Source organism: Bradyrhizobium sp. Ec3.3 (assembly GCF_000472925.1).
Lineage (GTDB): Bacteria > Pseudomonadota > Alphaproteobacteria > Rhizobiales > Xanthobacteraceae > Bradyrhizobium.
Genome location: NZ_AXAS01000001.1, coordinates 447096 through 470099, shown reverse-complemented (window position 1 = coordinate 470099; position 23004 = coordinate 447096). Strand labels below are relative to the sequence as shown.

The 23004-nt window shown below is 63.6% G+C and carries 26 protein-coding genes; 16 read left to right on the top strand and 10 right to left on the bottom strand.

The annotated features are described in order from the left end of the window. The first annotated feature begins 1 nt into the window (after nucleotide 1). The 3 genes from YUU_RS0102365 (at nucleotide 2) to YUU_RS0102355 (ending at nucleotide 2250) form a co-directional block, all read left to right on the top strand. Nucleotides 2–1627, top strand: coding sequence for an FMN-binding glutamate synthase family protein (locus tag YUU_RS0102365; RefSeq protein ID WP_035660748.1), 1626 nt, complete (start codon nucleotides 2–4; stop codon nucleotides 1625–1627). Between the two features lie 16 nt (nucleotides 1628–1643). Next, nucleotides 1644–1883, top strand: coding sequence for a PilZ domain-containing protein (locus YUU_RS0102360; protein WP_027520906.1), 240 nt, complete (start codon nucleotides 1644–1646; stop codon nucleotides 1881–1883). 94 nt (nucleotides 1884–1977) lie between these two features. Beyond that, nucleotides 1978–2250 carry a hypothetical protein gene (locus YUU_RS0102355; protein WP_156944047.1) on the top strand — a complete coding sequence of 91 codons (273 nt, stop codon included), beginning with the start codon at nucleotides 1978–1980 and terminating at the stop codon, nucleotides 2248–2250. Between the two features lie 90 nt (nucleotides 2251–2340). Here the strand turns inward: YUU_RS0102355 and YUU_RS0102350 are convergent, their stop codons facing one another. Both YUU_RS0102350 and YUU_RS60835 read right to left on the bottom strand, forming a co-directional pair. Then, on the bottom strand, nucleotides 2341–3639 hold the full coding sequence (locus YUU_RS0102350; protein WP_027520904.1) for a hemolysin family protein: 1299 nt from the start codon (nucleotides 3637–3639) through the stop codon (nucleotides 2341–2343). Between the two features lie 51 nt (nucleotides 3640–3690). After that, entirely contained in the window at nucleotides 3691–4056 is a 366-nt protein-coding gene (locus YUU_RS60835; RefSeq protein ID WP_156944046.1) for a hypothetical protein, read from the bottom strand. 14 nt (nucleotides 4057–4070) lie between these two features. Between YUU_RS60835 and YUU_RS0102340 the strand changes: the two genes are divergently transcribed. The 3 genes from YUU_RS0102340 to YUU_RS0102330 are packed head-to-tail and all read left to right on the top strand — an operon-like array spanning nucleotide 4071 to nucleotide 6741. Next, the gene (locus YUU_RS0102340; protein ID WP_027520902.1) at nucleotides 4071–5504 is read left to right on the top strand and encodes a TadE/TadG family type IV pilus assembly protein; all 1434 of its coding nucleotides are present in this window, start codon (nucleotides 4071–4073) and stop codon (nucleotides 5502–5504) included. 10 nt (nucleotides 5505–5514) lie between these two features. Continuing rightward, nucleotides 5515–6069 (top strand): TadE/TadG family type IV pilus assembly protein, encoded by a 555-nt coding sequence (locus YUU_RS0102335; RefSeq protein WP_027520901.1) that lies wholly within the window; start codon nucleotides 5515–5517, stop codon nucleotides 6067–6069. A gap of 9 nt (nucleotides 6070–6078) precedes the next feature. After that, on the top strand, nucleotides 6079–6741 hold the full coding sequence (locus YUU_RS0102330) for a TadE/TadG family type IV pilus assembly protein (protein WP_027520900.1): 663 nt from the start codon (nucleotides 6079–6081) through the stop codon (nucleotides 6739–6741). 64 nt (nucleotides 6742–6805) lie between these two features. Here the strand turns inward: YUU_RS0102330 and YUU_RS0102325 are convergent, their stop codons facing one another. The 3 genes from YUU_RS0102325 to YUU_RS0102315 form a co-directional block, all read right to left on the bottom strand. Beyond that, nucleotides 6806–8740, bottom strand: a complete 1935-nt coding sequence (locus YUU_RS0102325) for a carbohydrate porin (RefSeq protein ID WP_051389596.1) — start codon at nucleotides 8738–8740, stop codon at nucleotides 6806–6808. Nucleotides 8741–9168: 428 nt separating this feature from the next. Next, nucleotides 9169–9432 carry a hypothetical protein gene (locus YUU_RS0102320; protein ID WP_027520898.1) on the bottom strand — a complete coding sequence of 88 codons (264 nt, stop codon included), beginning with the start codon at nucleotides 9430–9432 and terminating at the stop codon, nucleotides 9169–9171. Nucleotides 9433–9571: 139 nt separating this feature from the next. Continuing rightward, a complete protein-coding gene (locus tag YUU_RS0102315) occupies nucleotides 9572–10378 on the bottom strand; it encodes a creatininase family protein (RefSeq protein WP_027520897.1) in 807 nt (268 codons plus the stop codon). Between the two features lie 123 nt (nucleotides 10379–10501). On the opposite strand from YUU_RS0102315, the gene YUU_RS0102310 reads away from it, so the two are divergent. The 9 genes from YUU_RS0102310 (at nucleotide 10502) to YUU_RS0102265 (ending at nucleotide 18602) form a co-directional block, all read left to right on the top strand. Beyond that, the gene (locus YUU_RS0102310; RefSeq protein ID WP_027520896.1) at nucleotides 10502–11524 is read left to right on the top strand and encodes an ABC transporter substrate-binding protein; all 1023 of its coding nucleotides are present in this window, start codon (nucleotides 10502–10504) and stop codon (nucleotides 11522–11524) included. A 209-nt stretch (nucleotides 11525–11733) separates the two neighbouring features. Further along, nucleotides 11734–12549, top strand: coding sequence for an ABC transporter ATP-binding protein (locus YUU_RS0102305; protein WP_027520895.1), 816 nt, complete (start codon nucleotides 11734–11736; stop codon nucleotides 12547–12549). Then, a complete protein-coding gene (locus YUU_RS0102300; protein ID WP_027520894.1) occupies nucleotides 12546–13361 on the top strand; it encodes an ABC transporter permease in 816 nt (271 codons plus the stop codon). The genes YUU_RS0102305 and YUU_RS0102300 overlap by 4 nt, the downstream gene beginning before the upstream one ends. Further along, nucleotides 13361–14353, top strand: a complete 993-nt coding sequence (locus YUU_RS0102295; RefSeq protein WP_027520893.1) for a 2-hydroxyacid dehydrogenase — start codon at nucleotides 13361–13363, stop codon at nucleotides 14351–14353. Before YUU_RS0102300 ends, YUU_RS0102295 begins: the two co-directional genes overlap by 1 nt. Continuing rightward, nucleotides 14350–15045 carry an AprI/Inh family metalloprotease inhibitor gene (locus YUU_RS0102290; protein WP_027520892.1) on the top strand — a complete coding sequence of 232 codons (696 nt, stop codon included), beginning with the start codon at nucleotides 14350–14352 and terminating at the stop codon, nucleotides 15043–15045. The genes YUU_RS0102295 and YUU_RS0102290 overlap by 4 nt, the downstream gene beginning before the upstream one ends. 104 nt (nucleotides 15046–15149) lie before the next feature. Further along, complete coding sequence (locus tag YUU_RS0102285) at nucleotides 15150–15557, top strand: YciI family protein (RefSeq protein ID WP_027520891.1); 408 nt, start codon at nucleotides 15150–15152, stop codon at nucleotides 15555–15557. A gap of 31 nt (nucleotides 15558–15588) precedes the next feature. Beyond that, nucleotides 15589–16875, top strand: a complete 1287-nt coding sequence (locus YUU_RS0102280; protein WP_027520890.1) for an RNA polymerase sigma factor — start codon at nucleotides 15589–15591, stop codon at nucleotides 16873–16875. A gap of 121 nt (nucleotides 16876–16996) precedes the next feature. Continuing rightward, the gene (locus YUU_RS0102275) at nucleotides 16997–17371 is read left to right on the top strand and encodes a hypothetical protein (RefSeq protein ID WP_027520889.1); all 375 of its coding nucleotides are present in this window, start codon (nucleotides 16997–16999) and stop codon (nucleotides 17369–17371) included. 268 nt (nucleotides 17372–17639) lie between these two features. Continuing rightward, on the top strand, nucleotides 17640–18602 hold the full coding sequence (locus tag YUU_RS0102265; RefSeq protein WP_027520888.1) for a hypothetical protein: 963 nt from the start codon (nucleotides 17640–17642) through the stop codon (nucleotides 18600–18602). A 45-nt stretch (nucleotides 18603–18647) separates the two neighbouring features. Here YUU_RS0102265 and YUU_RS0102260 read toward each other — a convergent pair whose 3' ends face one another. Continuing rightward, on the bottom strand, nucleotides 18648–19073 hold the full coding sequence (locus tag YUU_RS0102260; protein WP_027520887.1) for an SgcJ/EcaC family oxidoreductase: 426 nt from the start codon (nucleotides 19071–19073) through the stop codon (nucleotides 18648–18650). Between the two features lie 216 nt (nucleotides 19074–19289). On the opposite strand from YUU_RS0102260, the gene YUU_RS0102255 reads away from it, so the two are divergent. Next, nucleotides 19290–19595, top strand: coding sequence for a glycine zipper domain-containing protein (locus YUU_RS0102255; RefSeq protein WP_027520886.1), 306 nt, complete (start codon nucleotides 19290–19292; stop codon nucleotides 19593–19595). Nucleotides 19596–19808: 213 nt separating this feature from the next. Here the strand turns inward: YUU_RS0102255 and YUU_RS58300 are convergent, their stop codons facing one another. The 4 genes from YUU_RS58300 to YUU_RS0102235 all read right to left on the bottom strand — a co-directional run bounded on the left by YUU_RS58300 (nucleotide 19809) and on the right by YUU_RS0102235 (nucleotide 22993). After that, nucleotides 19809–19979 carry a hypothetical protein gene (locus tag YUU_RS58300; RefSeq protein WP_156944043.1) on the bottom strand — a complete coding sequence of 57 codons (171 nt, stop codon included), beginning with the start codon at nucleotides 19977–19979 and terminating at the stop codon, nucleotides 19809–19811. 191 nt (nucleotides 19980–20170) lie between these two features. Continuing rightward, complete coding sequence (locus YUU_RS0102245; protein ID WP_027520885.1) at nucleotides 20171–20986, bottom strand: ABC transporter permease; 816 nt, start codon at nucleotides 20984–20986, stop codon at nucleotides 20171–20173. Next, complete coding sequence (locus YUU_RS0102240; RefSeq protein WP_027520884.1) at nucleotides 20983–21813, bottom strand: ABC transporter permease subunit; 831 nt, start codon at nucleotides 21811–21813, stop codon at nucleotides 20983–20985. Before YUU_RS0102240 ends, YUU_RS0102245 begins: the two co-directional genes overlap by 4 nt. Before the next feature lie 49 nt (nucleotides 21814–21862). After that, nucleotides 21863–22993: an extracellular solute-binding protein gene (locus tag YUU_RS0102235; RefSeq protein ID WP_027520883.1), complete on the bottom strand. Its 1131-nt coding sequence runs from the start codon at nucleotides 22991–22993 to the stop codon at nucleotides 21863–21865. Nucleotides 22994–23004: the final 11 nt, after the last annotated feature.

The window sequence follows — 23004 nt, the reverse complement described above, 5'->3', positions numbered from 1 at the left end:
CATGGAGACCCTGCTGCTCCCGTTCTCGCCGCGTTTCATCGTGCTGACGATCTGCGCGGTCGTTACCGCCCTCCTGATCGGCTTCGGCATCGCCGACCGCAAGATTTTCGACATCCTGATCATTCCCATCGTGATCTTCGGCGGGCTCACGCTGCTCGGCGTCCGCGATCTCCTGCAAAAGGGCCACGCGGTCCTGCGCAACTACCCGATCTCGGCGCATATGCGCTTCCTGCTCGAGGAAATCCGCCCGGAGATGCGGCAGTATTTCTTCGAGAGCGAGAAGGACGGGATGCCGTTCTCGCGCGACACCCGCGCGGTGGTCTACCAGCGCGCCAAGATGCAGCTCGACAAGCGGCCCTTCGGCACACAGGAGGACGTCTATCGCGAGGGCTATGAATGGATGCATCACTCGGTCTCGCCGAAGACGCGGTCCGATGAGAAATTCCGTATCACCATCGGCGGGCCGGACTGCACGAAGCCCTATTCCGCATCGGTGTTCAACGTCTCGGCCATGAGCTTTGGCGCGCTCAGCCCCAACGCCGTGCGCGCGCTGAATGCCGGCGCGAAGAGAGGCGGCTTCGCCCACGACACCGGCGAGGGTGGCGTCAGCCCCTATCACCGCGAGATGGGCGGCGACATCATCTGGGAGATCGGCTCGGGCTATTTCGGCTGCCGGCATCTCGATGGCACCTTCGATCCGGACGCCTTCGCCAAAGTTGCAACCGAAGACCAGATCAAGATGGTCGAGCTCAAGATCAGCCAGGGGGCCAAGCCCGGCCATGGCGGCGTGCTGCCGGCGGCCAAGGTCTCTGAAGAGATTTCAAAGATCCGCGGCGTCAAGATGGGTGAGGACTGCATCTCGCCGGCCTCGCATCGCGCCTTCTCCACCCCGATCGGGATGATGCAGTTCATCGCCGAGATGCGAAAACTCTCCGGCGGCAAGCCGGCCGGCTTCAAGCTGTGCATCGGCCATACCTGGGAGTTCCTGGCGATCTGCAAGGCCATGCTGGAGACCGGCATCTACCCGGACTTCATCGTCGTCGACGGCAATGAAGGCGGTACCGGTGCTGCGCCGCTCGAGTTCATGGATCATCTGGGCATGCCGATGCGTGAGGGCGTCAACTTCGTGCACAATGCGCTGGTCGGCATCAACGCGCGCGACCGCATCAAGATCGGCGCGTCGGGCAAGGTCGCGACCGCCTTCGACATGGCGCGCGCCATGGCGATCGGCGCCGACTGGTGCAATTCGGCGCGCGGCTTCATGTTCTCGCTCGGCTGCATCCAATCCTTGAGCTGTCATACAGACCGCTGCCCGACCGGTGTCGCCACGCAGGACCCGACGCGCGCCCGCGCGCTTTACGTGCCACTCAAGATCGACCGCGTGCACAACTATCACCATGCGACGTTGCACTCGCTCTCCGAGCTGATCGCCGCGGCCGGCCTCGAGCATCCGCAGGAGCTGCGCCCGATCCACTTCGCCCAGCGCACCTCGACCACCGAGGTGAAGTCGTTCGCGCAGCTCTATCCGGCCCTGCGGTCTGGGGAGCTGCTCGAAGGCACCGAAGACCCGCGCTTCCGCGATGCCTGGCGGATGGCGCGGGCGGATACGTTCCAGCCGGTTCTGTGAGGGCCCGGCCCGATCCATGGACGAACGGCGAATCCAGTCACGGCACCGCGTGCTCAAGGCCGGAACCATCGAGTTCGGCGGCGGCGCGATCGACTGCGCCGTCCGCAACTTCTCGGACACAGGCGCCGCGCTCGACGTCACCAGCCCGGTCGGCATCCCCGAGCATTTCACGCTTTTCGTCCAGGCTGATGGAAGGCATCTGTCCTGCACCGCGGTGTGGCGCAAGGAAAAGCGCATCGGCGTGAAATTCGGCTGAGCCGCGGCCTCGCGCGTTGAAACCCTCAACACTCGATCTGCATTGTCCTGCAACGCGCGCGTTGAGCCGAGAGGCGATCATGAGGACAGCGAGCATGGCCGCTTTACTCTGGCTTGCACTATCGCCCACGGCCATGGCGCAAGGCGGAGGATATCCCGCAAGTCCGTCGCACGCCGTCGTCGGCACGACGGCGGACGGCACTCCACGCTACGGCCGCGAGCCGCGGAAGGAACAGGGGGCGTCGGATACCGTGGGCCGTGGCGGCGCGTTCGATAGCAGCGGCAAGCAGGATCGAACGCCCGATGCGAGCAACCGCGCCGACGACAGGCAGAGAACTACCGACGATTCTCAAAAGCGCGAGAAGTGAATCTCGAGTGACGCGCGGTAGCGCCCCAAACTCAACCGTCGTCCCGGGCTCGCGCTGCGTACGCCCTCGGACGACGAGTGAAGAGGTAGCTCACGCCGCCGCCTGCTCACTTTTCCGGCTCGCAAGGATCTTGTCGATCCTCCGGCCGTCGAGATCGACGACTTCGAGATGCCAGCTGCCGAGGTCGAACGCGTCGCCGACGTTCGGTAGCACGTTGAAGTGTTGCAGCACGAGGCCGGCCACGGTGTTGTAGCGGGGATGCGGCGGCAGCTCGAAGCCGAGCAGCTCGCCGAATTCATCGACCGGCATCCAGCCCGAGACCAGCAGCGAGCCGTCGGCGCGCGTGACGTAGGCCGGCTCCGGCGGGCCTTCCTCGGAATGGAACGCGCCGACGATGGATTCCAGAATATCGGCCGCGGTGACCACGCCTTCGAAGGCGCCGTATTCGTCGTAGATGAGGCCAATATGCACCGGCGCCGCCTTCAGGATCGCCAGCACGTCGCGCGCATCGGCGGAGGCCGGAATCACCGGCGCGTCGCGCACGAGCGCGCGCAGATCGGGCGTGCGCGCGTTCATGTATGCGACGAGCAGATCCTTGGCCTGGAGCACGCCGATCGGCTTGTCGCGGTCGCCGTCGGACACGGGAAAGCGCGAATGGGGGCTTTTCGACATGATCTCGCGGATCGTCTCCGGCGCGTCGTTGAGGTCGATCTCGTCGACATCGGTCCGCGGCGTCATGACGGCGCCGACCGGACGGTCGCCGAGCCGCATCACGCCGGCGATCATCTCCCTCTCACCCGGCTCCAGCACGCCGGCGCTCTCGGCCTCGCTGACGAGGTGATGGATCTCGTCCTCCGAGACCGTCTCCTCCGCCTTGCCGCCGCGGCCGAGCAGCGTCAGGATCAGCTTGCCGGAGAGATCCAGCAGCACCACCAGCGGAAGCGAGATCCTCGCGAGCCAGTCCATCACCGGCGCGACCTTGACCGCGATGCTTTCAGGATCGCGCAGCGCCACCTGCTTGGGCACCAGCTCGCCGACGATCAGCGTCGTATAGGTGATGAGGGTTACGACGATGCCGACGCCGACGATGTCGGCGATGCCCGCCGACAAGCCGAGCTCGACCAGCCATTGCGACAGCCGCTGCCCGAGCGTTGCGCCCGAGAACGCGCCGGAGAGCACGCCGACCAGCGTGATGCCGATCTGCACCGTCGAGAGAAACTTTCCGGGATCGGACGCCAGCGCCAGCGCGCGCTCGGCGCCGCGCACCCCCTTGGCCGCCAGCATCGAGAGCCGGGCCGGCCGCGAGGAGACGACCGCCAGCTCCGACATGGACAACAGGCCGTTAATGACAATCAGCAGGACGACGATGAGGAGTTCGAGCGAGAGCATTGTGCAAGATGGTTGGAAAGGCTTCGGCCGGAGACCTGCCGGCAACTCACCCTATATATGAATGCCTCGACCGATTTCGTCGGCCTTTGGCAAAATTGTCGCATCTTTCCGCGCCGTCCCGGCAGGCTGTGCCGGTTGGATGCGCGCCTCCAGGCGGCTCAGGCGAGAGCGCTTTCCTGCGCCGGCGCGGATTTTCGAGGCCAGGTTTCTGGGAACCTGTTTAGCCGACATTAATGATGCCTTCTCAATGTGGCACATCCGGTTCGGTTTCAGGCCATGTCTATGTATTGCCTGTAAACGTTGATTAACGAGGCCGTTCCCATATTTCCGCGTGTCGAGCGTGCGATCGATGGAGAAGTCTAACGGCTCCTGCGACCGCAACATTTCAGGAAAGCGTTTTCGCCGCAGCGACGGCAATCAGGGTAAAGATCATGCTCCGCCGCTCAGTGCTTCGTTTCGCGAGAGATCGTAAGGCCAACGTTGCCGTCATCTTCGCGCTCGTGATGATCCCGACGATCTATCTGTTGGGCATGGCGCTCGACTACACGCAAGCCTTGCGCAAGCGCGAGCAGCTTGATGCAGCCGCGGACGCAGCTGCAATCGCGGCCGTGAGGCCGGCGATGCTGACGCAGACCGACTCCACCGTGGTCGAGGCGACCGCGAAGGCCGTGTTTGCGGCGAAGGCTAGTCTTGCCGGTCTGTCGTCAACGCCGGTCCCGACGGTCACAGTCACCGATTCCGGGCTGCAGCGGACCATCAAGGTTACATACAGCGCGCAGTCCATCAATAATTTTCCGCTCTTTCTCGGCAGCCAGACGTGGCCAGTCAACGGCTCGTCGACAGCGCGGGCCTCGAGCGCGCCCAACATGAATTTCTATCTGCTGCTGGACGACTCGCCGTCCATGGCGATTGCAGCGACCAGCAGCGCCATTACCGCCATGATCGCCGCCACAAGTAGCCAGCCTTCAGCCTCAAAGAGCTGCGCATTCGCCTGCCATGAAACAAATCCCAGCAAAGACAGCGGTGCGACCGCATCAACTGTAGACAACCTGAGCATCGCGCGTACGAACAACATTACGTTGCGTATCGATTTCGTGAAGGCTGCGGTCACGCAATTGCTGGCTGGGCCATGGACGTGCCCGCAGGCGGGTGTTTCAGGCGGCGTCATGCAGTGCATGGCGGCGCTCAACAACACGACCTACCAGGCGGCCCTCTACACCTTCGACACCGGCCTCAATGAGATCCAAAAGCTCACCACCCCGACCACCGCCGCCGGTCAGATTTCCAATATTCAGCTCATGACGGTTGATCACCAGAACTGCGTCACCACCACGAGCTGCAACACCGACTACGGAACGGACATCTCGGGCGCGCTCACGACGCTCGGAAAGGACGCCAGTTCCATCATGCCCAACCCCGGCGGTGGCACTAATCAATCGAATGACACCCCGCAGGAGGTGGTCTTCCTCATCACGGACGGGGTCGACGACAAGCTCGTCACGACCAGCACGAGCTGCGACGCGAACGCCACCTATCCGCTTCCGAAGGTCACCGTGAACAAAACTTCGTACTGGCGATGCCAGCAGCCACTCGATGCAACGATATGCACGACCATTAAGAACCGCGGCATTCGCATCGCGGTCCTCTACACCGAGTATTTGCAGCTGACGACGGATGGCTGGTACAACACCAGGATTTCACAGTTCAACAACCCATCCTCGTCGACGGGCACGATCGCACAACGGCTGAAATCCTGCGCATCGCCCGGTCTGTTCGCGGATGTTGACAGCAGCGACAAGATTCCGGATGCGCTGACGAAGCTGTTCCTCAATGTCGTGTCCGCCACGGCCAGCCTCGTGCAGTAGGGAAAGCACCATGAGCGAGCCGGAAGTCGCATCAACGAAGAGACGCAAGGGCTGCGTCGCCTTCCTCGCGGACAACAAGGGGGCCACGGCCGTCGAGTTCGCGCTCGTCGCTGCGCCGTTCCTCGCGCTCATCATCGCGCTCATTCAGACGTTTCTGGTGTTTTTCGCCCAGCAGTCTCTCGAAGCGGTCGTGCGCCAGTCGGCCCGTCTCATCGCGACCGGGCAGGTACAGAGTGCACAGATGACCCAGGCTGCATTCGCGCAGCAAGTGTGCAACCAGGTCGTCATATTCTTCGATTGCCAGGGCTTGATGGTCGACGTGCAGGTTGCCAATTCGTGGACGGCAGCAAACACGAGCACTCCCGCGCTGACGTTCGACAGCCAGGGCAAGGTCACGAATGTCTGGCAATTCAATCCCGGAACCGCCGGCGATATCGTCGTTCTCCGGGTCATATACGTATGGCCGGTCGTCCTGGGGCCGCTTGGTTTCAATCTGTCGAATCTTGCCAGCGGCGGTCGGGAGATCATGGGGTCTGCCGCTTTCCAGAACGAGCCGTCCTCTTAGGAGTTACTCATGATCGCCAGCCTGTCATCTCGCGCGCGGGACCTGTGCACCGACGTCAAAGCCGTGGCGGCGACGGAGTTCGCCATCGTGCTGCCGTTCATGCTGGTGCTCTACGTCGGCGGCGTCGAGCTCGGGAACGGGTTGGCGATGAACGTCAAGGTCAGCGAGACCGCGCACAGCCTCGCCGACATGGTGTCGCAGAATACGCAGGTCACGGACGCCCGGATGCAAGCCATCCTTGGGGCTGCGACGGCCATCATGGCGCCCTATCCGATCAAGAATGCCAGTGGCGCTTCGCTCATTACGATCACGGTATCCGAAGTTTCTACCGACAAAGACGGCAATGCGACGGTTCAATGGAGCGTGTCAAACAGCTCGTCGGCAGCAAGGACCGTCGGTCAGCAGATGACCTTGTCCTCATTCACCGCAGCCGACCCAAAAAATCCGACCAATGCCAACCTCTCGCTCATTCTGAGTGAGGTCTCCTATGACTACACGCCGAATCTGGGCTATTCGATCGCCGGGACCGTAAAGCTTTCCGACAGCTACTACCTGTTTCCACGCTGCTCGACGAATAGCCCCACCACGTCGACCTTTCCCTATTACGACGTCAAATATCCGGCCACGACCATTTGCACCTGCATCCAGCATGTGCAGGAAAAGAGCTGTTAGGTTCGCGCAGTGTCGTCGCCCGATATAGCGGTAACGTCGCTCCGGCCCCGGCGTTCGCGGCCGCTCAGAACTCGCCGTGCAGCCGTCCTGAAAACACCGACACCGGCCCGCGGTCGGCGTTGTAGGCGGGGTTGACGATGAGCTGGTAGTCGGCGGTGAAGGTCAGCGACTTGTTCAGTGCGAGCGCGTAGTAGGTCTCCAGCACGCGCTCGGTGCGGTAGTTGAGCTGGCCGTCGCCGATCAGGGGTCCCAATCCGCCGGCGGCGATGAAGTCGCGGTGATCCTGCGACAGGCCGTTGATGGCGCCGCCGATCGCGACGACGTCGTCGGGCCGGCCCCATTTGGTGCCCTTGACCGACACGCCACCGGACAGGCTGCGATCGATGTCGGTGAACGCCATGATCTCGTTGTGGCCGTCGTTCCAGCTCCAGCGGCCGAACACGCCGATATCGTCGGTGATCGCCTGCTCGAGATTGAAGGCGTAGCCGTATTTGATGCGGCCGCGGCGGGTCTGGGCGATGTCGAGATTGAGCGCGGGATTGTCCAGCGTCTCGCGATAGCTGCCGGAGAAGACACTGTTGACGAAGCCGAGCGTACGCAGCTTGCCGGGCTGGCCGAACAGCGAGTAACGCGTCTCCAGCTCGGCGACGTATTCGCCGCGCTTGGGGATGTTCATGTCGAAATTGTTCGAGTTCGACTCGGCATCCATCAGGAAGTAGCCGGCACGAAGCGCCCATTGTTTCTGGTTCAGTTCGGCGGTCGCGCCATAGCCGAGGCCAAGCTTGTCGGCCGCATAGTCGAAGGCGCCCGAGGCCCAGATCGACCAGTTCATGAAATCCTTGCGCGGGTCGTGCGCGTAGGCATTGCCGTCGAACACGTCGACGACCGAGAATTTGCCGACCTGCACCGTCAGGCGCGAGATGTCGACCTTGTCGGCCAGCTGAAGCTGGCCGCTGGCGAGTTCTTCCTGTTCGCCGCCGAAGCCAAAGGTCTGGCGTAAAAACAACCGCGAGGCGTTGAAATGCGGGTAGGGGAAGCCGGATTTCTGCGCCTCGCCATTCGTGAAGCCCGCGATGCCCGTCGTGTTGTTGAAGCCAAAACCTTGCAGCAGTTCGGGATTGAAATAGACTTCGCCGCCGTCCCAGAGACGCGCGTTGAGATAGAGCGAGTTGCTCCAGGTCTCCTGGTATTGCGGCGCCGGCGTCAGGCTGTTCGGCCCGCTATAGGGCGCTTGAAACGCCGGGTAGCCTTGCGCCACGAAGGTCGACTGGCCGTGGATTTCCCAGCGATCGGATTCGGTGTCCGTGATGCCTGATTTCGGATTGTAGGTCGGCATGCCCGGCCAATCGATCTTGCGATTGAGGCCGAGCCGGATGGTGTGCAGATCCATGGTCGAGGCGTAGTTCACCCCCGACGGGAAGCTGACACTGGCGTCGTCGAACTTGCGATAGAAATATTCGAGTCGCGCGGTCCAGTGCGGCGCGAAGGCATATTCGACGCCGGCGCCTGCAGCCCAGCCGAGCCGCGTATGCAGCCGACGGTCCTCGACATCGTTGATTGGCGTCGAGAGGAAGCGCTCACCCGCAAAGGCAAAACCGCCGGTCGCATAGAACAACCAGGCGCCGGTGGCGTAGCCGAGCCGCGCGCGCAGGCTCGCGAAATAGTCCCAGCGCTCCTCCGCGATCGACAGCGCGGTCGCCGCCGATGACACGACGTGGTTGGACGGCAGATAGTTCGGAAATGAAATGTCGCCTTCGACGCCGAGGAGCAGGCCCGAATTGAGCCGCCAGTTGTAGCCGGCCTGCACGCCGCCGGTCATGCCGTTGAAGACATTGTGGTCGGTGGCGACGGTGGGGTCGGTCAGCGTCGCGCTCGAAGTGCCATACGTGTAGCCGACATGCGCGCCGATATAGAGCCCCGTCCAGTCATAGACGGCCTTGAGCGCAGGCGCCTTGAGCGGCAGATCGGCCGCCTGGCTTACCGTGGGAAGTATCAGCATGCCCGAGGCGATCGCAGCGGCCGTGCGCAATAACCGATATCGGTGATCTCTCAACGTCAAAACGCACGCCCCCAAACGCCAATTGCCCCACCCGCCGCGATATCCCTGCCGATTCGTGGCGATTCTGTCATCAGGTGCTTCTCGTCCACTCGATCGAACGAGATGATCGCGGTGCGACGCGATTTCTTCCCAAGTCCCTGTGCCTGTTGTGAAGCTTATTGCGAATAATTCTCAATAGCAACAAGTGCAGAATGTCGCAGCGGATGGTTCGCATCCTTGTGTGACGGGACTGCAACAAACTCACGCGCCAAAAAAGGTGACCCCGCCCGGGGGGACAACCGGACGGGGTCGGGGCACGACACGGGGTGGATGAGGCGCCCGTGTCGGACGCAGGATCCACTCAGGGATTGGGCCTCAAGGACGTACGATCAGTAGCAAGTGCGGACGCGGCCGAGGTAATGGCCGAAGGCGTCATACTGGGCGACCCAGCCGCAGCGGTGATAGCCGTAGTAATAGGGGTCGTTGCTGGCGGCGATCGCAGTGCCGACGACGGCGGCGGTGGCGATGCCGGCGCCGACGCCCCAGCCCCAGCCGAGCGGCTTGGCCTGGGCGGTCGAGGTGGTGGACGCAACGCTGGCGGTAATAGTCAGGGCCGCAAGAGTAATGGCGGCAATCTTGGTCTTGATCGACATTTCAAACTCCATCCGGGGCGAGGCGGTCCGTTGTGGCCCGCGTGCTCAGTTGGACGGAGGCTTGTGCGTTCGGGTTCGAAGGCCGCCAAGCTGGCCCCGAAATCGGAAAGATAATCCAGTAATCTCAAAGGGATATGGGCTAGGCGAGGGGGCCTGATGCGAGCCTCTTCACGTCGAAGTTATCGACCTCAGTCAGCAGCTCGCAGAAGGCCCGTGCGCCCTGGTCGACGAGCTGCTCGCCTTTCTCAGCAGAGGCCAGCGTTGCGTTGCCGACGGCGCCGCTCGCGTGCAGGTCCTGCGCCTGCCAGGCGAACGGCGCAGGCCGCTGCGTCGACAGCCAGCGATATTGCTGCTCCATCGCGATGCTGCTCGAAGCAAAATCCGCGATCGCATCCTTGCGCACCTCCGACGGATAGCGCGCCAGCATGATCGAGGTCTCGACCGCGCCGCCATGGATGCCGTGCCGCACTTCGTCGGCGGGAAACAATTGCTCCGCGCCGGAGAGGCGCGACCACGACGTCGTCACCACGAACAATTTCTGATGTGCGCGCAGATCCTGCGCCACCAGCATCATCGCCGCGCTGTTGCCGCCATGGCTGGTGACGATGACGAGCTTTTTCAGGCCCGCGCGCGCGACGTCCTCGCCGATTCCCGTCCACCGCTTCAGTGCGGCCTCGGTCGGCAGCGTCTGCGTGCCCGGATAGTCGATATGCTCGGTGGAGATTCCGATCCGCTCGACCCCTAGAAACGTGACAGGAAGATTTTCGGGCGCGAGTTCGCGCACCCGCGCAAGATACGCTTCCGCGATCAGCACATCCGTCTCGAGCGGCAGATGCGGCCCGTGCTGCTCAGTCGCCGCGAGCGGCAAGACCGCAATCCAGCGCGCCGGTTCCGTTGGCGCCACTTCGCTCCAGCGGATGTCGGTCCAGTCACGGGAAGGTCTCATCGTGGTTTCTTTGCGCGAATTTGTAACGTAGTTTGGCGGTCTCGAGGGGACGTGGCCCGGCCGGCCGCGTCCCCGAAATTCTTGTGTTTTATCATGGTCCAGAACGATCGACGGAGTCCAATCATGCGCCCCATCCATCTGCGGCGAGCGTTAACGGCAGGCTTGATGGCCGCATGCATGTCGATCCTGCCGGCGCGGGCGGAGACCCTGGACAAGGTCTCCTTCGGCACCAACTGGGTCGCCGAGGCCGAGCATGGCGGCTTCTTCCAGGCAGTCGCCGACGGCACCTACAAGCGCTATGGGCTCGACGTCACCATCGTGCCCGGCGGGCCCAACGAGAACAACCGGATGCTGCTGATCGCGGGCAAGATCGATTTCTTCATGGCCGCCAACACGCTGATGTCGTTCGACGCCGTCACCAACAACGTGCCCGTCGTGACGATCGCCGCGATCTTCCAGAAGGATCCGCAGGTGATGCTGACGCAGCCGGATGCCAAGGTCGGCAAGATCGAGGATCTGAAGCCGCTGACGCTGTTCGTCTCCAAGGAGGGCATGACCAGCTATTTTCAGTGGCTGAAGTCCGAATACGGCTTCAGCGAGAAGAACGTCCGGCCCTACAACTTCAATCCGCAGCCCTTCATCGCCAATCCCAAGAGCGCGATGCAGGGCTATGTGACGTCGGAACCCTTTGCGGTGGAGAAGGCTGCGGGCTTCAAGCCCAACGTGCTGCTGCTCGCCGATTCCGGCTTCAACACCTACTCCACCCTGATCGAGACCCGCCGCGAAATCGTCGAGAAGAAGCCGGACCTCGTGCAGCGCTTCGTCGATGCCTCGATCGTCGGCTGGTACAACTACATCTATGGCGACAATTCCGCCGGCAACGCGATGATCAAGAAGCTCAACCCGGAAATGACCGACGAGCTGCTCGCCTATTCCGTGGCCAAGATGAAGGAGTACGGCATCGTCGATTCCGGAGAATCGCTGAAGAACGGCATCGGCGCCATGAGCGATGAGCGCTACACCTCTTTCTTCGACAAGATGGTCAAGGCCGGCGTAGTGCGCTCCGACATCGACTATCGCAAGTCCTACACGCTGCGCTTCGTCAACAAGGGCGTCGGCGTCGAGTTGCGTCCGGGCAAGCCGTAGCCGATGCGGCGATATGGTCAAGGTGTGCCCGCATCGTCCACCTCTCCCATAGGGAGAGGTCGGATCGCATCGCAAGATGCGATCCGGGTGAGGGGTTACGCTCTCTCGTGGGACCTGAACCCCCTCACCCGCGCCTTCGGCGCGACCTCTCCCCGTTGGGGAGAGGTGGAAATCGCGGCGCCGCCAGACCAAACAACAGCCACCTGCCAATGATAGAGCGCACAGCCTCGTCCGGGAGCGATGTCGGGCTGACGGCGCTGGCCGTCAGTCTGCGCGGCGTGACGAAGGCCTATGACAACGATCTGATGGCGCTGGGGCCGTTCGACCTCGCCGTGCGCAAGGGCGAGTTCATCTCCTTGCTCGGGCCGTCCGGCTGCGGCAAGTCGACGGCGCTGCGGCTGATCGCGGGCCTGAGTCCGCCGAGCACGGGAACGGTGCGGGTCTCGCGCCATGAGGGTGTGGCGCGGCCCGGGCATGCGATCGGCTTCGTGTTCCAGGAGCCGACGCTGATGCCGTGGACCAGCGTGCGCGAGAACGTGCGGCTGCCGCTGAAGCTTGCAGGCGTCGCCAGGGCCGAGGCGAACGCGCGCGTGGATGAGGCTCTTGCCAGCGTAGGCCTTGCCGATTTCGCCGATGCATTCCCGCGCGAGCTTTCCGGCGGCATGAAGATGCGGGTCTCGCTGGCGCGCGCGCTCGTCACTGATCCCGACATCCTCTTGATGGACGAACCGTTCGCGGCGCTCGACGAGATCACGCGCTTTCGCCTCAACAACGATCTGCTCGCGCTGTGGCGGCGCTTGCGCAAGACCGTCATCTTCGTCACCCATTCGGTATTCGAATCCGTCTATCTCTCCCAGCGCGTCGTGGTGATGACGGCGCGGCCAGGCCGGATCGGCGCCGACATCCGGATCGAGACCGTCGAGCCGCGCGGAGAAGAGTTTCGCACCTCCACCGGCTATGCCGATTATTGCCGCAAGGTGTCGAGCGCGCTCGCGCCGTCCTATTCCGGGCAGTCGGTGCTATGAGCGCAGAGCCCGTCGTCCCGGCAAAGAATGGCGCCTTGCGCGCCGCGCGTTTCGCGCTTCCCCTCGTTGTCTTCGCGGCAGGTCTCATCGCCTGGGAGCTCGTGGTCCGTATCAAGCAGATCCCGCCTTATGTGCTGCCGGCGCCTTCGGCCGTGCTCCTGACGCTCATCAAGGACTGGGCCGTGCTGTCAGGGTCGCTTGTCACCACCTTGCTCACCACGCTCGAGGGATTTATCGCAGCCAGCCTCGGCGGCATCGCGCTGGCGCTGCTGTTCAACCAGTCGAAATGGGTGGAATATTCGCTGTTTCCCTATGCCGTCATCCTCCAGGTGACGCCGGTGATCGCGATCGCGCCGCTGTTGCTGATCTATCTCGACCAGGAAACCGCCGTCGTGGTCTGCGCCTTCATCGTCGCGTTCTTCCCGGTCCTCGCCAACACCACGCTCGGGCTGAATTCGGTCGACCGCAACCTCGCGGGCCTGTTCCAGCTCTATGGCGCCTCGAAGCCGCAAACCCTGCGTTTTCTTAAATTGCCCTCGGCCTTGCCCTATATTCTCGGCGGCCTGCGCATTGCCGGCGGTCTGTCGCTGATCGGCGCCGTTGTTGCCGAGATCGCGGCGGGAACGGCCGGGGCCGGATCGGGCCTCGCCTACCGGATCGCCGAATCCGGCTATCGTCTCAACATACCTCGCATGTTCGCGGCGCTGCTTCTGCTGTCGCTTGCCGGGATTGTCATCTATGGGGTGCTGGCGCTAATTTCCCACCTCGTTTTACGGCGCTGGCATGAAAGCGCTCTTGGAAAGGAAAACTGATGACGGCCGCTCCGATTTCGTCAGAGAAGATCGATCTTCTGATCTATGGGCCGGTGCGGCCGATCCTCGAAAACGGCTTCTCCGACCATTTCGTCGTGCACAAGGCCGAGACCCGCGCCGACCTCGAGCGCCTGACGCCTGCCGTCCGCGAAAAAATCCGCGGCATGGCCGTGACTTATCACACCGTGCGGGCCGACAAGGATTCGCTGTCGCATTTCCCGAAGCTGGAGATCGTGGCGAATTTTGGCGTCGGCTACGATCACGTCGACACGGCCTATGCGCGCGAGCACAATATTGTCGTCACCAACACGCCTGACGTTCTGACGGAAGAGGTCGCCGACGTTGCGATGGGCCTTCTGCTTGCCACCTTGCGCGAATTCATCCAGGCCGACCGCTATGTACGCTCCGGCCTCTGGACGACCCAGAACTATCCGTTGAGCGTCGGCTCGTTGCGCGATCGCAAGGTCGGCATCGTCGGCATGGGCCGGATCGGACAAGCGATCGCGCGTCGGATCGAAGCCTCGCTGGTGCCGGTCGTTTACCACTCGCGCAATCCGTCCAAGGATGTTTCCTATAAGCACTATCCCGATCTGATCGAGATGGCGAAGGCCGTGGACACGCTCATGGTAATCGTGCCAGGCGGCGCCAACACCAACAAGATGATCAACGCCGAGGTCTTGAAGGCGCTCGGCCCGCGCGGCGTGCTGGTCAACGTCGCGCGCGGCTCCGTGGTGGACGAGGCGGCGCTGGTCCAGGCGTTGAAATCGGGGACGATTCTTGCCGCCGGTCTCGACGTGTTCGCTGCCGAGCCGAACGTGCCGGATGAGCTCAAGACAATGCAGAATGTCATTCTGCTGCCACATATCGGGTCGGCATCCGTGGTAACGCGGAACGCAATGGACCAGCTCGTGGTCGACAATCTCAAGACCTGGTTTGCCGGCAAGCCGCCGATCACGCCGGTCGCGGAAACCCCGGTGAAGAGTCGCGGATGACATATCTTCGGGTCGTTGCGTGGGCAATCGTTGCGGCGCTCGTCGCCGTGACCGGTGCTGCGCAGGCGCAGGATACGACGACCCTGAAGAAGGACATGGTCGGGCAGTGGGAGCTGTCCACCACCGAGCGCAGCAAGACCTGCGTGGTGACGCTGAAGGGCGACGCGGCTGGGCAGGCCTCTAAGCTCGAGCTGGAGCCGGCCTGCAAGACCGCGCTGCCCTTCACCAAGGACATCACGGCCTGGAGCGTCAAGGGGCTCGACATCGTGCGGCTCCAGGATGCGACCGGCGAATCCGTGATCGACTTTACCGAGGTCGAGGCCGGCATCTTCGAAGGCTTGCGGCAAGGCGAGGGCGTCTACATCCTGCAAAATCTCGCCGCCGCCCGCTCGATGGCCAAGTCGATGGACCAGATGATTGGCGACTGGGCCATGGTGCGCGGCAACGGCCAGCCGGTCTGCACGCTCGTGCTGACCAACACCGAAGCGGGTGCGGACAATTTCCAGGTCTTCCTCAAGTCGAAATGCGACGCCGAGATCGCACAGTTCAACCCGACGCAATGGCGGCTCGAGCGCGGCCAGATCATCCTTATGTCGAAGGCCGGCGAAGCCTGGCAGTTCGAGGCCGACGACAACGCGCAATGGCGCCGCGTGCCCGACACGGCCGATCCCCTGATCCTGTTGCGGCAATAATTTTTTGTTCACGCATGTCGATCCGGCGTGAGCTGGATCGTCACTCCTATAGCGAGCCGGTTTGCGGCCAAAACGGCTGCTCCTCGCTCCAACGGGAGTTTTGTATGCGTTTCATGTACATCGTCACCTCCAGCCGGCCGATGTCCGCCCCGACCCCGGCGCTGATGGAGGCAATGCAGAAGATATCCGAGCGGGAGATCAAGGCCGGGCGGATGATCGACAATGGCGGTCTGATGCCGCTCGCGACAGGCGCGCGGGTGCGGATCGCCGACGGCGAACTCAGCGTCATCGACGGCCCCTTCGTCGAGGCCAAGGAGGTGATCGGCGGTTACGCCATCTTCGAGCTGCGTGACAAGGAGGAAGCGCTGGCCATGGCCGGGGAATTCATGCAGCTGCACCTCGATCACATGCCGGGCTGGGAAGGCACCTGCGAATTGCGGGCCTTCGCCACGCCCGACATGGAGGGGGCGTGCCAGGTCGACGCGCATTCCAAGGTGGCCGCTCACGCCTGATGGACACCACCGCTCATCCCGGTCGGCGGCGATGACGGCCGCCGACATCGATCGTGCGATCCACGCCACGATTCGCGCTACCTGGCGCATCGTGCAGCCGCGGCTGATCGCCACGTTGTCACGGATGCTGCGCGACGTGCCGCTGGCGGAGGAATTGACCCAGGACGCACTGGTCGCCGCGCTGGAAGCCTGGCCGCTGAGCGGCGTGCCGGACAACCCCGGCGCCTGGCTGGTTGCGACCGCCAAACGCCGTGCGCTCGACCATCTGCGTCGGGCCAGAATGCTCGCCCACAAGCACGAGATGCTGGCGCGCGATCTGATGCAGGAGCAGGAGGCCGTGCCCGATTTCGACACCGACCTGGACGACGACATCGGTGACGAATGGCTGCGGCTGATCTTCACGGCGTGTCATCCGCTGCTGCCCCGGCAGGCTCGCGCGGCGCTGGCGTTGCGCATGATTTGCGGCCTGACCACGGATGAGATCGCACGCGCCTTCCTGGTCACGGAGGCAACCATTTCCCAGCGCATCGTGCGTGCGAAGCGGATGCTCTCGCGGTCGGGCCTTGCTTACGAGACGCCGAGCGGCGAGGACCTGTCCGCGCGTCTCGCTTCGGTGCTCGAGGTTGTCTATCTCATCTTCAACGAGGGCTATGCGGCCTCACGCGGCGAGGAATGGCTGCGGCCTCAGCTTTGTGACGAGGCGTTGCGCATGGGGCGCGTGCTGGTCGGGCTGGCGCCGCTGGAACCCGAGGCGCACGGGCTCATGGCGCTGATGGAGCTGAACGCCGCGCGAATGCGCGCCCGCGTCGGCGCCGATGGCGAGCCTATCCTGCTCATGGACCAGGACCGCGCGCTCTGGGATCGGCTCCAGATCCACCGCGGTCTTTCGGCGCTCGGTCGTGCGCGCGAACTCGGCGGTGGCGGGAAATTCTACACGCTGCAGGCCGCGATCGTCGCCTGTCACGCCACGGCGGAGACGGCCTCGGCGACCGACTGGCGACGCATCGCGGGGCTCTATGGACAGCTCGCGGCGCTGGTGCGCTCGCCCGTGATCGAGCTCAACCGGGCGGTCGCGCTCGGCATGGCCGAAGGGCCGCAGGCCGGTCTCGATCTCGTGGACCTGATCGCGGACGAGCCGGTGCTCAAGTCGTATCACCATCTGCAGGCCGTCCGCGGCGACCTCCTGCAAAAGCTCGGCCGCATCACCGAGGCGCGGCTGTCGTTCGAGGCGGCCGCGCGTCTCGCCACCAACGCGCGCGAGCGGGCGATGATGGGGCGACGCGCAGCAGCCATGGCCGATCTCGACGGCGCGGCCTGAGGCGTACCGGAGCCGGCACGGCGCCGTTGTCGTTGGCGCGCGACATGACCGCGTGCGTAGGAACCAGCCGGGTGGATTGGCCGTTGGCATCACGGCGAAAGACCGTGGTGGGAATTTTGCGATGGCCAAGCGCGTGCTCGCGATCGGCATCGAGCCCGGCAGTGCGGATTACAGCGCATTCCCGCAGCTCACGCCCGAGCTCGTGCGCAAGTATATCGACGCGCAGTTCCTGCGCCTCACCGATCTCGGCTACGACGTCACGAGTTGCCTGATCGATCTCGACGAGACTGCGGAGGCGGCGGTCACGTCAGCCCTGCGCGAGGCGAGCTTTGACTGCGTGGTGATCGGCGCAGGACTGCGCGAGCCGAAGGAGCGCCTGCTCTTGTTCGAGAGGGTGCTCAACCTCGTGCACCAGCTCGCGCCGAACGCTGCGATCTGCTTCAACACCAACCCGGGCGACACGGCCGAAGCCGTGCAGCGCTGGATCGCGTTATGAAGGCGGGCTGCTTCACTTCGGCACGGGCGAACCGTGGACCGCGATCGCCTGCTGATCGCCATCTTGGCCAACCGCGTCGCGGGCATGTGCAGAGCGCGTCGCTTCGGAGATGAAACCGAAGCAGGCCGAAATCCCCTGCACTCATCTCCTGCTAGAATCGCTCAAAAGTTCAACCGCTTTACCATTCGTTAGGACATGCTCGCATAGATGGCAGCAAAAATTATCTGCAACCAGAAAGTTCCAGCGCGATACGCTGGGAGCATGCCCTGTGAATGTACCCGCACTTCTGATCGCCACCAGCATTGGTGCAGCATTTCTCGCCGCCGAATATGTCTGGTACTACCAGCCTCAACTGATTAATCCGGACCTCGTCCTCAATCTCTTCTCCATCGATCACATGAAAGCCCGCGCCGCGGTTCGGCGCGTGCTGATCGATCCGGCTTCGGCGCAATTCGGCACATTGCGCTCGGTCGAGGCAGGCGCGTCGCGATATGTCTGCGGCGCCGTCAAGGCAAGGGACAAGTCCGGCCAGCCTGCCGAAGCGGCCTTCGTCTATGCCGTGGCCGTCGATTTTGCGCGCATCGACGACAATGATGGCCGGATCACGCAGCAGCGCACTAAGTTCCAGTCCTGCCCGCTGGCGAACGAGGAAACGATCGCGCAGCAAGACACGGCGATACCCGCCGGCGCCTTGTCGATGGCAAAGACCGTGCAGAAGATCGTTCCCAATGTGGGGTCGCCGTCGGTGTCGACGCCGACAAAGCTTGCGCCTTCGGCAGCACAGGGATCGGCCGGCGGCACAATGGAGCAGCAGCTCCGCCAGTTCGTGGGACAGACGACAAATGGCGTGTCCGTCCAGGAGGACGAACAACGTGGCGGACAGCAGGGCGCGCTGCACGCAAGTCCGGCGGGCGAGGGAGCCCGGCACGATGAGTCCGCGTGGCGGGTCGATCAGCCGCCGGACGCATGGCCGATATTTCCCCCGGATCATCCGCTCGCCAGGCCGACGCGGAAACGAGCGCCGGTCGAGGTCCTTGCCTTGGCGAGAGATGTCGAGGAGCGTTGGGAGAAATCGCGGTCGTCGGGAAATGCGAGGATGCGTCCATCATCGGAGGACATCCAGGAGGCATGCCGTGCGCTGCTCACGATCGATCCCAAGGATAAGAAATATCCGAAGGCTTGGGCGGCCTTCGTGCGGCTGCGAAAGGTCGACCGGGACATGGTCGGTTGACGGGCGTGCGACCGCGCCGGACCAGCGCCGTGACAACGGGCTGCCTCACTTCGGCAGGGGCGAACCGTGGTGCTGGGCCACCCGCCATTTGCCGTCGACCTTGACGAAAGCGAGCGTCAGGCGGAACGGCAGCACGGTGCCGTTGGGAAGCGTGAAGTCGGCAAAGCCCGAGCTGAGCACGACGTCGGGGCCGGCCGCGATCGCCTGCTGATCCCCCATCTTGACCTTGATGCCTGCGGGCAGCTTGCTGAAATAGGTGCGCGCGCCGTCGGTGCCAGTGAAGAGCTGCGCGGTCGAGCCGAACAGCATCGCGTCTTTGGTATAGAGCGCGGCAAACTTGTCGGCATCTCCGGCATTGTAGACCTGCTCCCAGCTCGCCCGCGCCGCCACCGCGTCGTCGTTCGGTCCGGCCTTTGCGGCGGAGATCGTCAGCAGCACCAGGCCGATCAGCACCAGAAATTGACGCATCATGTCGTTATCCCTCACGAATGAAACATTTGGAAATTCTCGGTCGCCCGTTCGGCCAGCACAACCTACGTTCTGTAGCACGCGCGTTCCCTAGCCGATATGAAATCTGAGACCAGGGCGACATCGAAATGGCGCCTCAAGCCTGACGGTGGGCGATTTGGTCTGGCCCGAATCCGCCGCCGGCGATATGAAGGGCAGCGTCACACTGGAGGGATCGAGATGCTTCGAGGACTTGGAATGGCGGCCTGCCTGGCGGTTGCGATGATGGTGCCGGTGCATGAGGCTGCGGCGCAGGACGCCATCGGCGGCGCGATCGTCGGCGGCGTCGGCGGTGCCATTCTCGGTGGCGCCATTGGCGGCAGCCGCGGTGCCGCGGTCGGTGCGATCGTCGGCGCCGGCACGGGCGCTGCCATCGCCTCTGAAGGCGAGCGCCGCCGTTCCGGCTACTACGCCTATCAGCGCGGCTGCTACATGCAGCGCCCCGACGGCGCCTATGTGCGCGTCGATCCGCGCTATTGCTACTAGCTTTGCTCTGACTTGAAACCGGCGTCACGCGGATGGCGCCGGTGCGAGAGGTCCTCGCGCCAAACTAGAGCATGATCCGGACCCGAAGGGCCGCGTTAGCCCAAAGTGTGGAGCGGTTTTCCCTCGCGACAAACGCGGAGCGCGTTTGCGCGGAGATCATGCTCAAACAACAACCCAAAGCGCGATGACGATTCATCCTGATCTCATCGCGCTTTAGTCGAGGCGCGCTTCGACTTGCCTCTCCTGGCACGACATCATGTCGATCCGAGCCGGCATCATCATTGGGCTCATTTTCTCGATCTGGTCGAGAAGCCAGTCGACCAGATGACCCGGGCTCAGCAATGATAGGCCCGTGCTCCAGATGCGCTCTACTGTCTGATTCATCATCGATCCCCTTTGCTTCGATGATGAATAATTGTGACACACATTCCCGCAGCACAAAGCGAAGAGTTAATAGATGGTAAATGGCCGGCGGATCATCTGCATCGGCCCATATCCCCGCAGGCTCGCATGCCCAGCTCGGTCGACAATGATGTGGTCGTGCACGGCGACCCTGACGACTTTGCGACGAGGTTCTATGCCCCCACCTTCGCCAGAACGTCCGCGCGCAGAAAGCGCTCGATGAAGAGCATGAACAGCACGGATGGCACCAGGAGGATCAGTGCCGTGATCGAGGCGACCTGGTAGTTTCCGCCCATCGCCGCATTGTAGAGCAAAAGCGGCAGCGTCGTGACTTGCGGAACGCCGACGAAGAACGTGCCGGTGAACTCGTCCAGTGATTCCAGGAAGACGAAGATGCCGCTGGCGATGACACCCGGCGCGGCCAGGGGGAGCGTCACCGTGAAGAAGGTGCGCAGCGGCGAGGCGCCGATGTTCCGGGCCGCGAGTTCGAGATCCCTGTCGACTGCCGCGAAAGCCGCGGCCGCGATCCACACGGAATAGACCAGGCCGTGAGCGGCGTGGACCAGCACGACGCCGAGCACCGTGCCGTTGATGCCGAGGCCATAGAAGATCCGCGCCACGTTGATGTAGATCGCCACCGAGGGAAAGGCCTGGGGCAGCAGAAACACGATCATGAACAGCGAACGCACCGGCAGCCTCAGGCGCGCCAGCGCGTAGCCGGCCGGCACGGAGAGCGCGAGCGCGACGACGACCGTCAACACCGCAATCGAGACCGAGGTCGCGAGCGAGGCCATAGCATCGCCGGTCGGGCGGAAGACCTGCTCCCAGTAGCGGGTGCCGTAGGTGACCGGCAGCTTGTAGGGCGTGTACCAGCGCTCGGCCACCGACCACAGCGCCAGATTGGCGAGCGGACCGATCAGCGCGAAGGCGAAGGCCGCAAGCAGAACGCCCGCCAGCGAAGCGCGCAGCAAGGATGCGACGCGGCTCATGGCGCGCCCTCCTTCGCCATGCCGTGCCGGAGATAGAGGATCGCAGCACCGGCGCTGATCAGGTAGGTGATGACGCCGAGTGCATTCGCCGTGGCATAGTCGCCATAGGCATTGATGCGGAAGGCCATGTCGACGGTCAGCATGGTCGGTTGCGAGCCGGCCACCATCATCGGCACCGAGAGCACCGAGAGCATCGTCACGAACGACAGGACGAGCGCGACGAGCAGCGTCGGCATCGCCTGCGGCAGCGCCAGCTCGATCAGAACCCTGAGCCGCGAGGCGCCGAGATTGCGCCCGGCCTCGAGAGTCGCGCGGTCGAGCGAGGCCAGCGCGCCGGCCAGCAGCAGGGCGACGAACGGGGTCTGCTTCCACACGAAGGTGATGATGATCCCGCGCCAGTCGAGATAGCTCACTGCCTGCAACGGCTCCAGTAGGCCGAGCGAGACGAAGGTGTTGTTCATCAACCCGTTTTTGGCGAGGAAGGTGCGCATGCACTGCGCGGCCACGATGAAGGGAATGAACAGGGGCCAGCGGTAGAGCGCGCGCAGCGTTCCGACGACCCATGGGTTCTCGCCGAGCGTCAGCGTGCCGGCGATGGCGATCGCCGCCAGCGCCGTCAACGCGCAGGAGCTCACCACGATGACGATCGTGAAGAGGATGTCGCCGGAATAGAGCTCGAAGGCCTTGCCGAAGGCCTGCAGGGAGAACCCTCCCTCAGGAGCGGTAAAGGCCGAGACGAGAGAGAAGCAGAGCGGATAGAGGAACAGCGCCGCGACGAGCGCGAGTCCCGGCGCGATCAGTAGCAAGGCGAGCTGGCGCTGGGACAGGCTCATGATATGGCGCGGCGTTCCGGACGCCATTCCGCAACGCGTCTCCTCAGTTCGCGACCTTCTTCTCGTAGCCCTCGAGAATGTCGTTGAAATAGGGCGCGATCGGGAAGGGTTTCGCGTTCTTGGACAGGTCGGCCGGGGTGATGTCGGTGAAGAGCTTGTCCCACGCCGCCTTGTCCAGCTTGCCTTCGAGGTTCTTGGCGTCGATGCCCGGATACCAGTTGAACTTCTTGACGATGCCGTCCGCCTGGACCTGCGGGCTGGTGGCGAGCGCGATGAACTCCTCTGCGAGCTTCGGCTGCGCCGCCTTCTCCGGCACGGCGTAGTACATCGGCTGCCCGGGCATGCCGGGCGAGGCGAGCTTGAGCTTCATGTTGGGCGGCAGCTTGCCGTCAGCCTGCCAGGAATAGAACATGTCGACCCAGACCGGGCCCATCGCGATCTCGCCGCGGTTGAGCATGTCGAGCGTGCCGGCATTGCCGGGCGTGATGACGATGTTCTTGTTGAAGTCCTTCAGCTCGCTGAAGGCTGTGTCCCACTTGGCCTTCTCGGCCGGGTCATACGGCCCCTCGATCAGTTTGCCGGCGTCGCCGCCGAAGGCATAGATCCAACCTGCGACGAAAGCCACGCCGGACATGCCGCCCTTGATGCCATTGTAGCCGAACTGCTTGGGGTTCTTTTTCACCCACTCCTTGAGCTCGGCGAAGTTGTCGGGCGGGATCTTGAGCATATCGGCATTGTAGGCGAGCGCGGTCTGCGACTGGAACATCGGGATGACGTAGCCCGAGACGTCGGCGCCGAGCGAGTTCTTGGCGGTCTCGCTGGAAACCAGTTTCGCGGTGTCGACCTTGTCCGTGTATTTCGCGAGCAGCCCTTGCTTCACCATCGTCCCGGCGGCCTTCTGGTGGATCACGACCACGTCGAAATCGGTGGTCGCGGCGCCTTTCTGCGCGTCGAGCTTCTCAAAGATCTTCTGGGAGCCGGCATCGCCGGGACCGGTGCCGACGGAGACGACCTTCACGCCGGGATGGCTCTTCTCGAACATCGGGCCGAGATAGTCCTTGACGTAGTCGACCATATTCTGGTCGCCGGCCGAGGCGACATTGAGGGTCTGTGCGGCGAGAGGCGACGCTGAGAGCAGCGCCGCAAGGGAGCAGGCTAGGTTGAGAATGCGCATGGGTCTGGCTC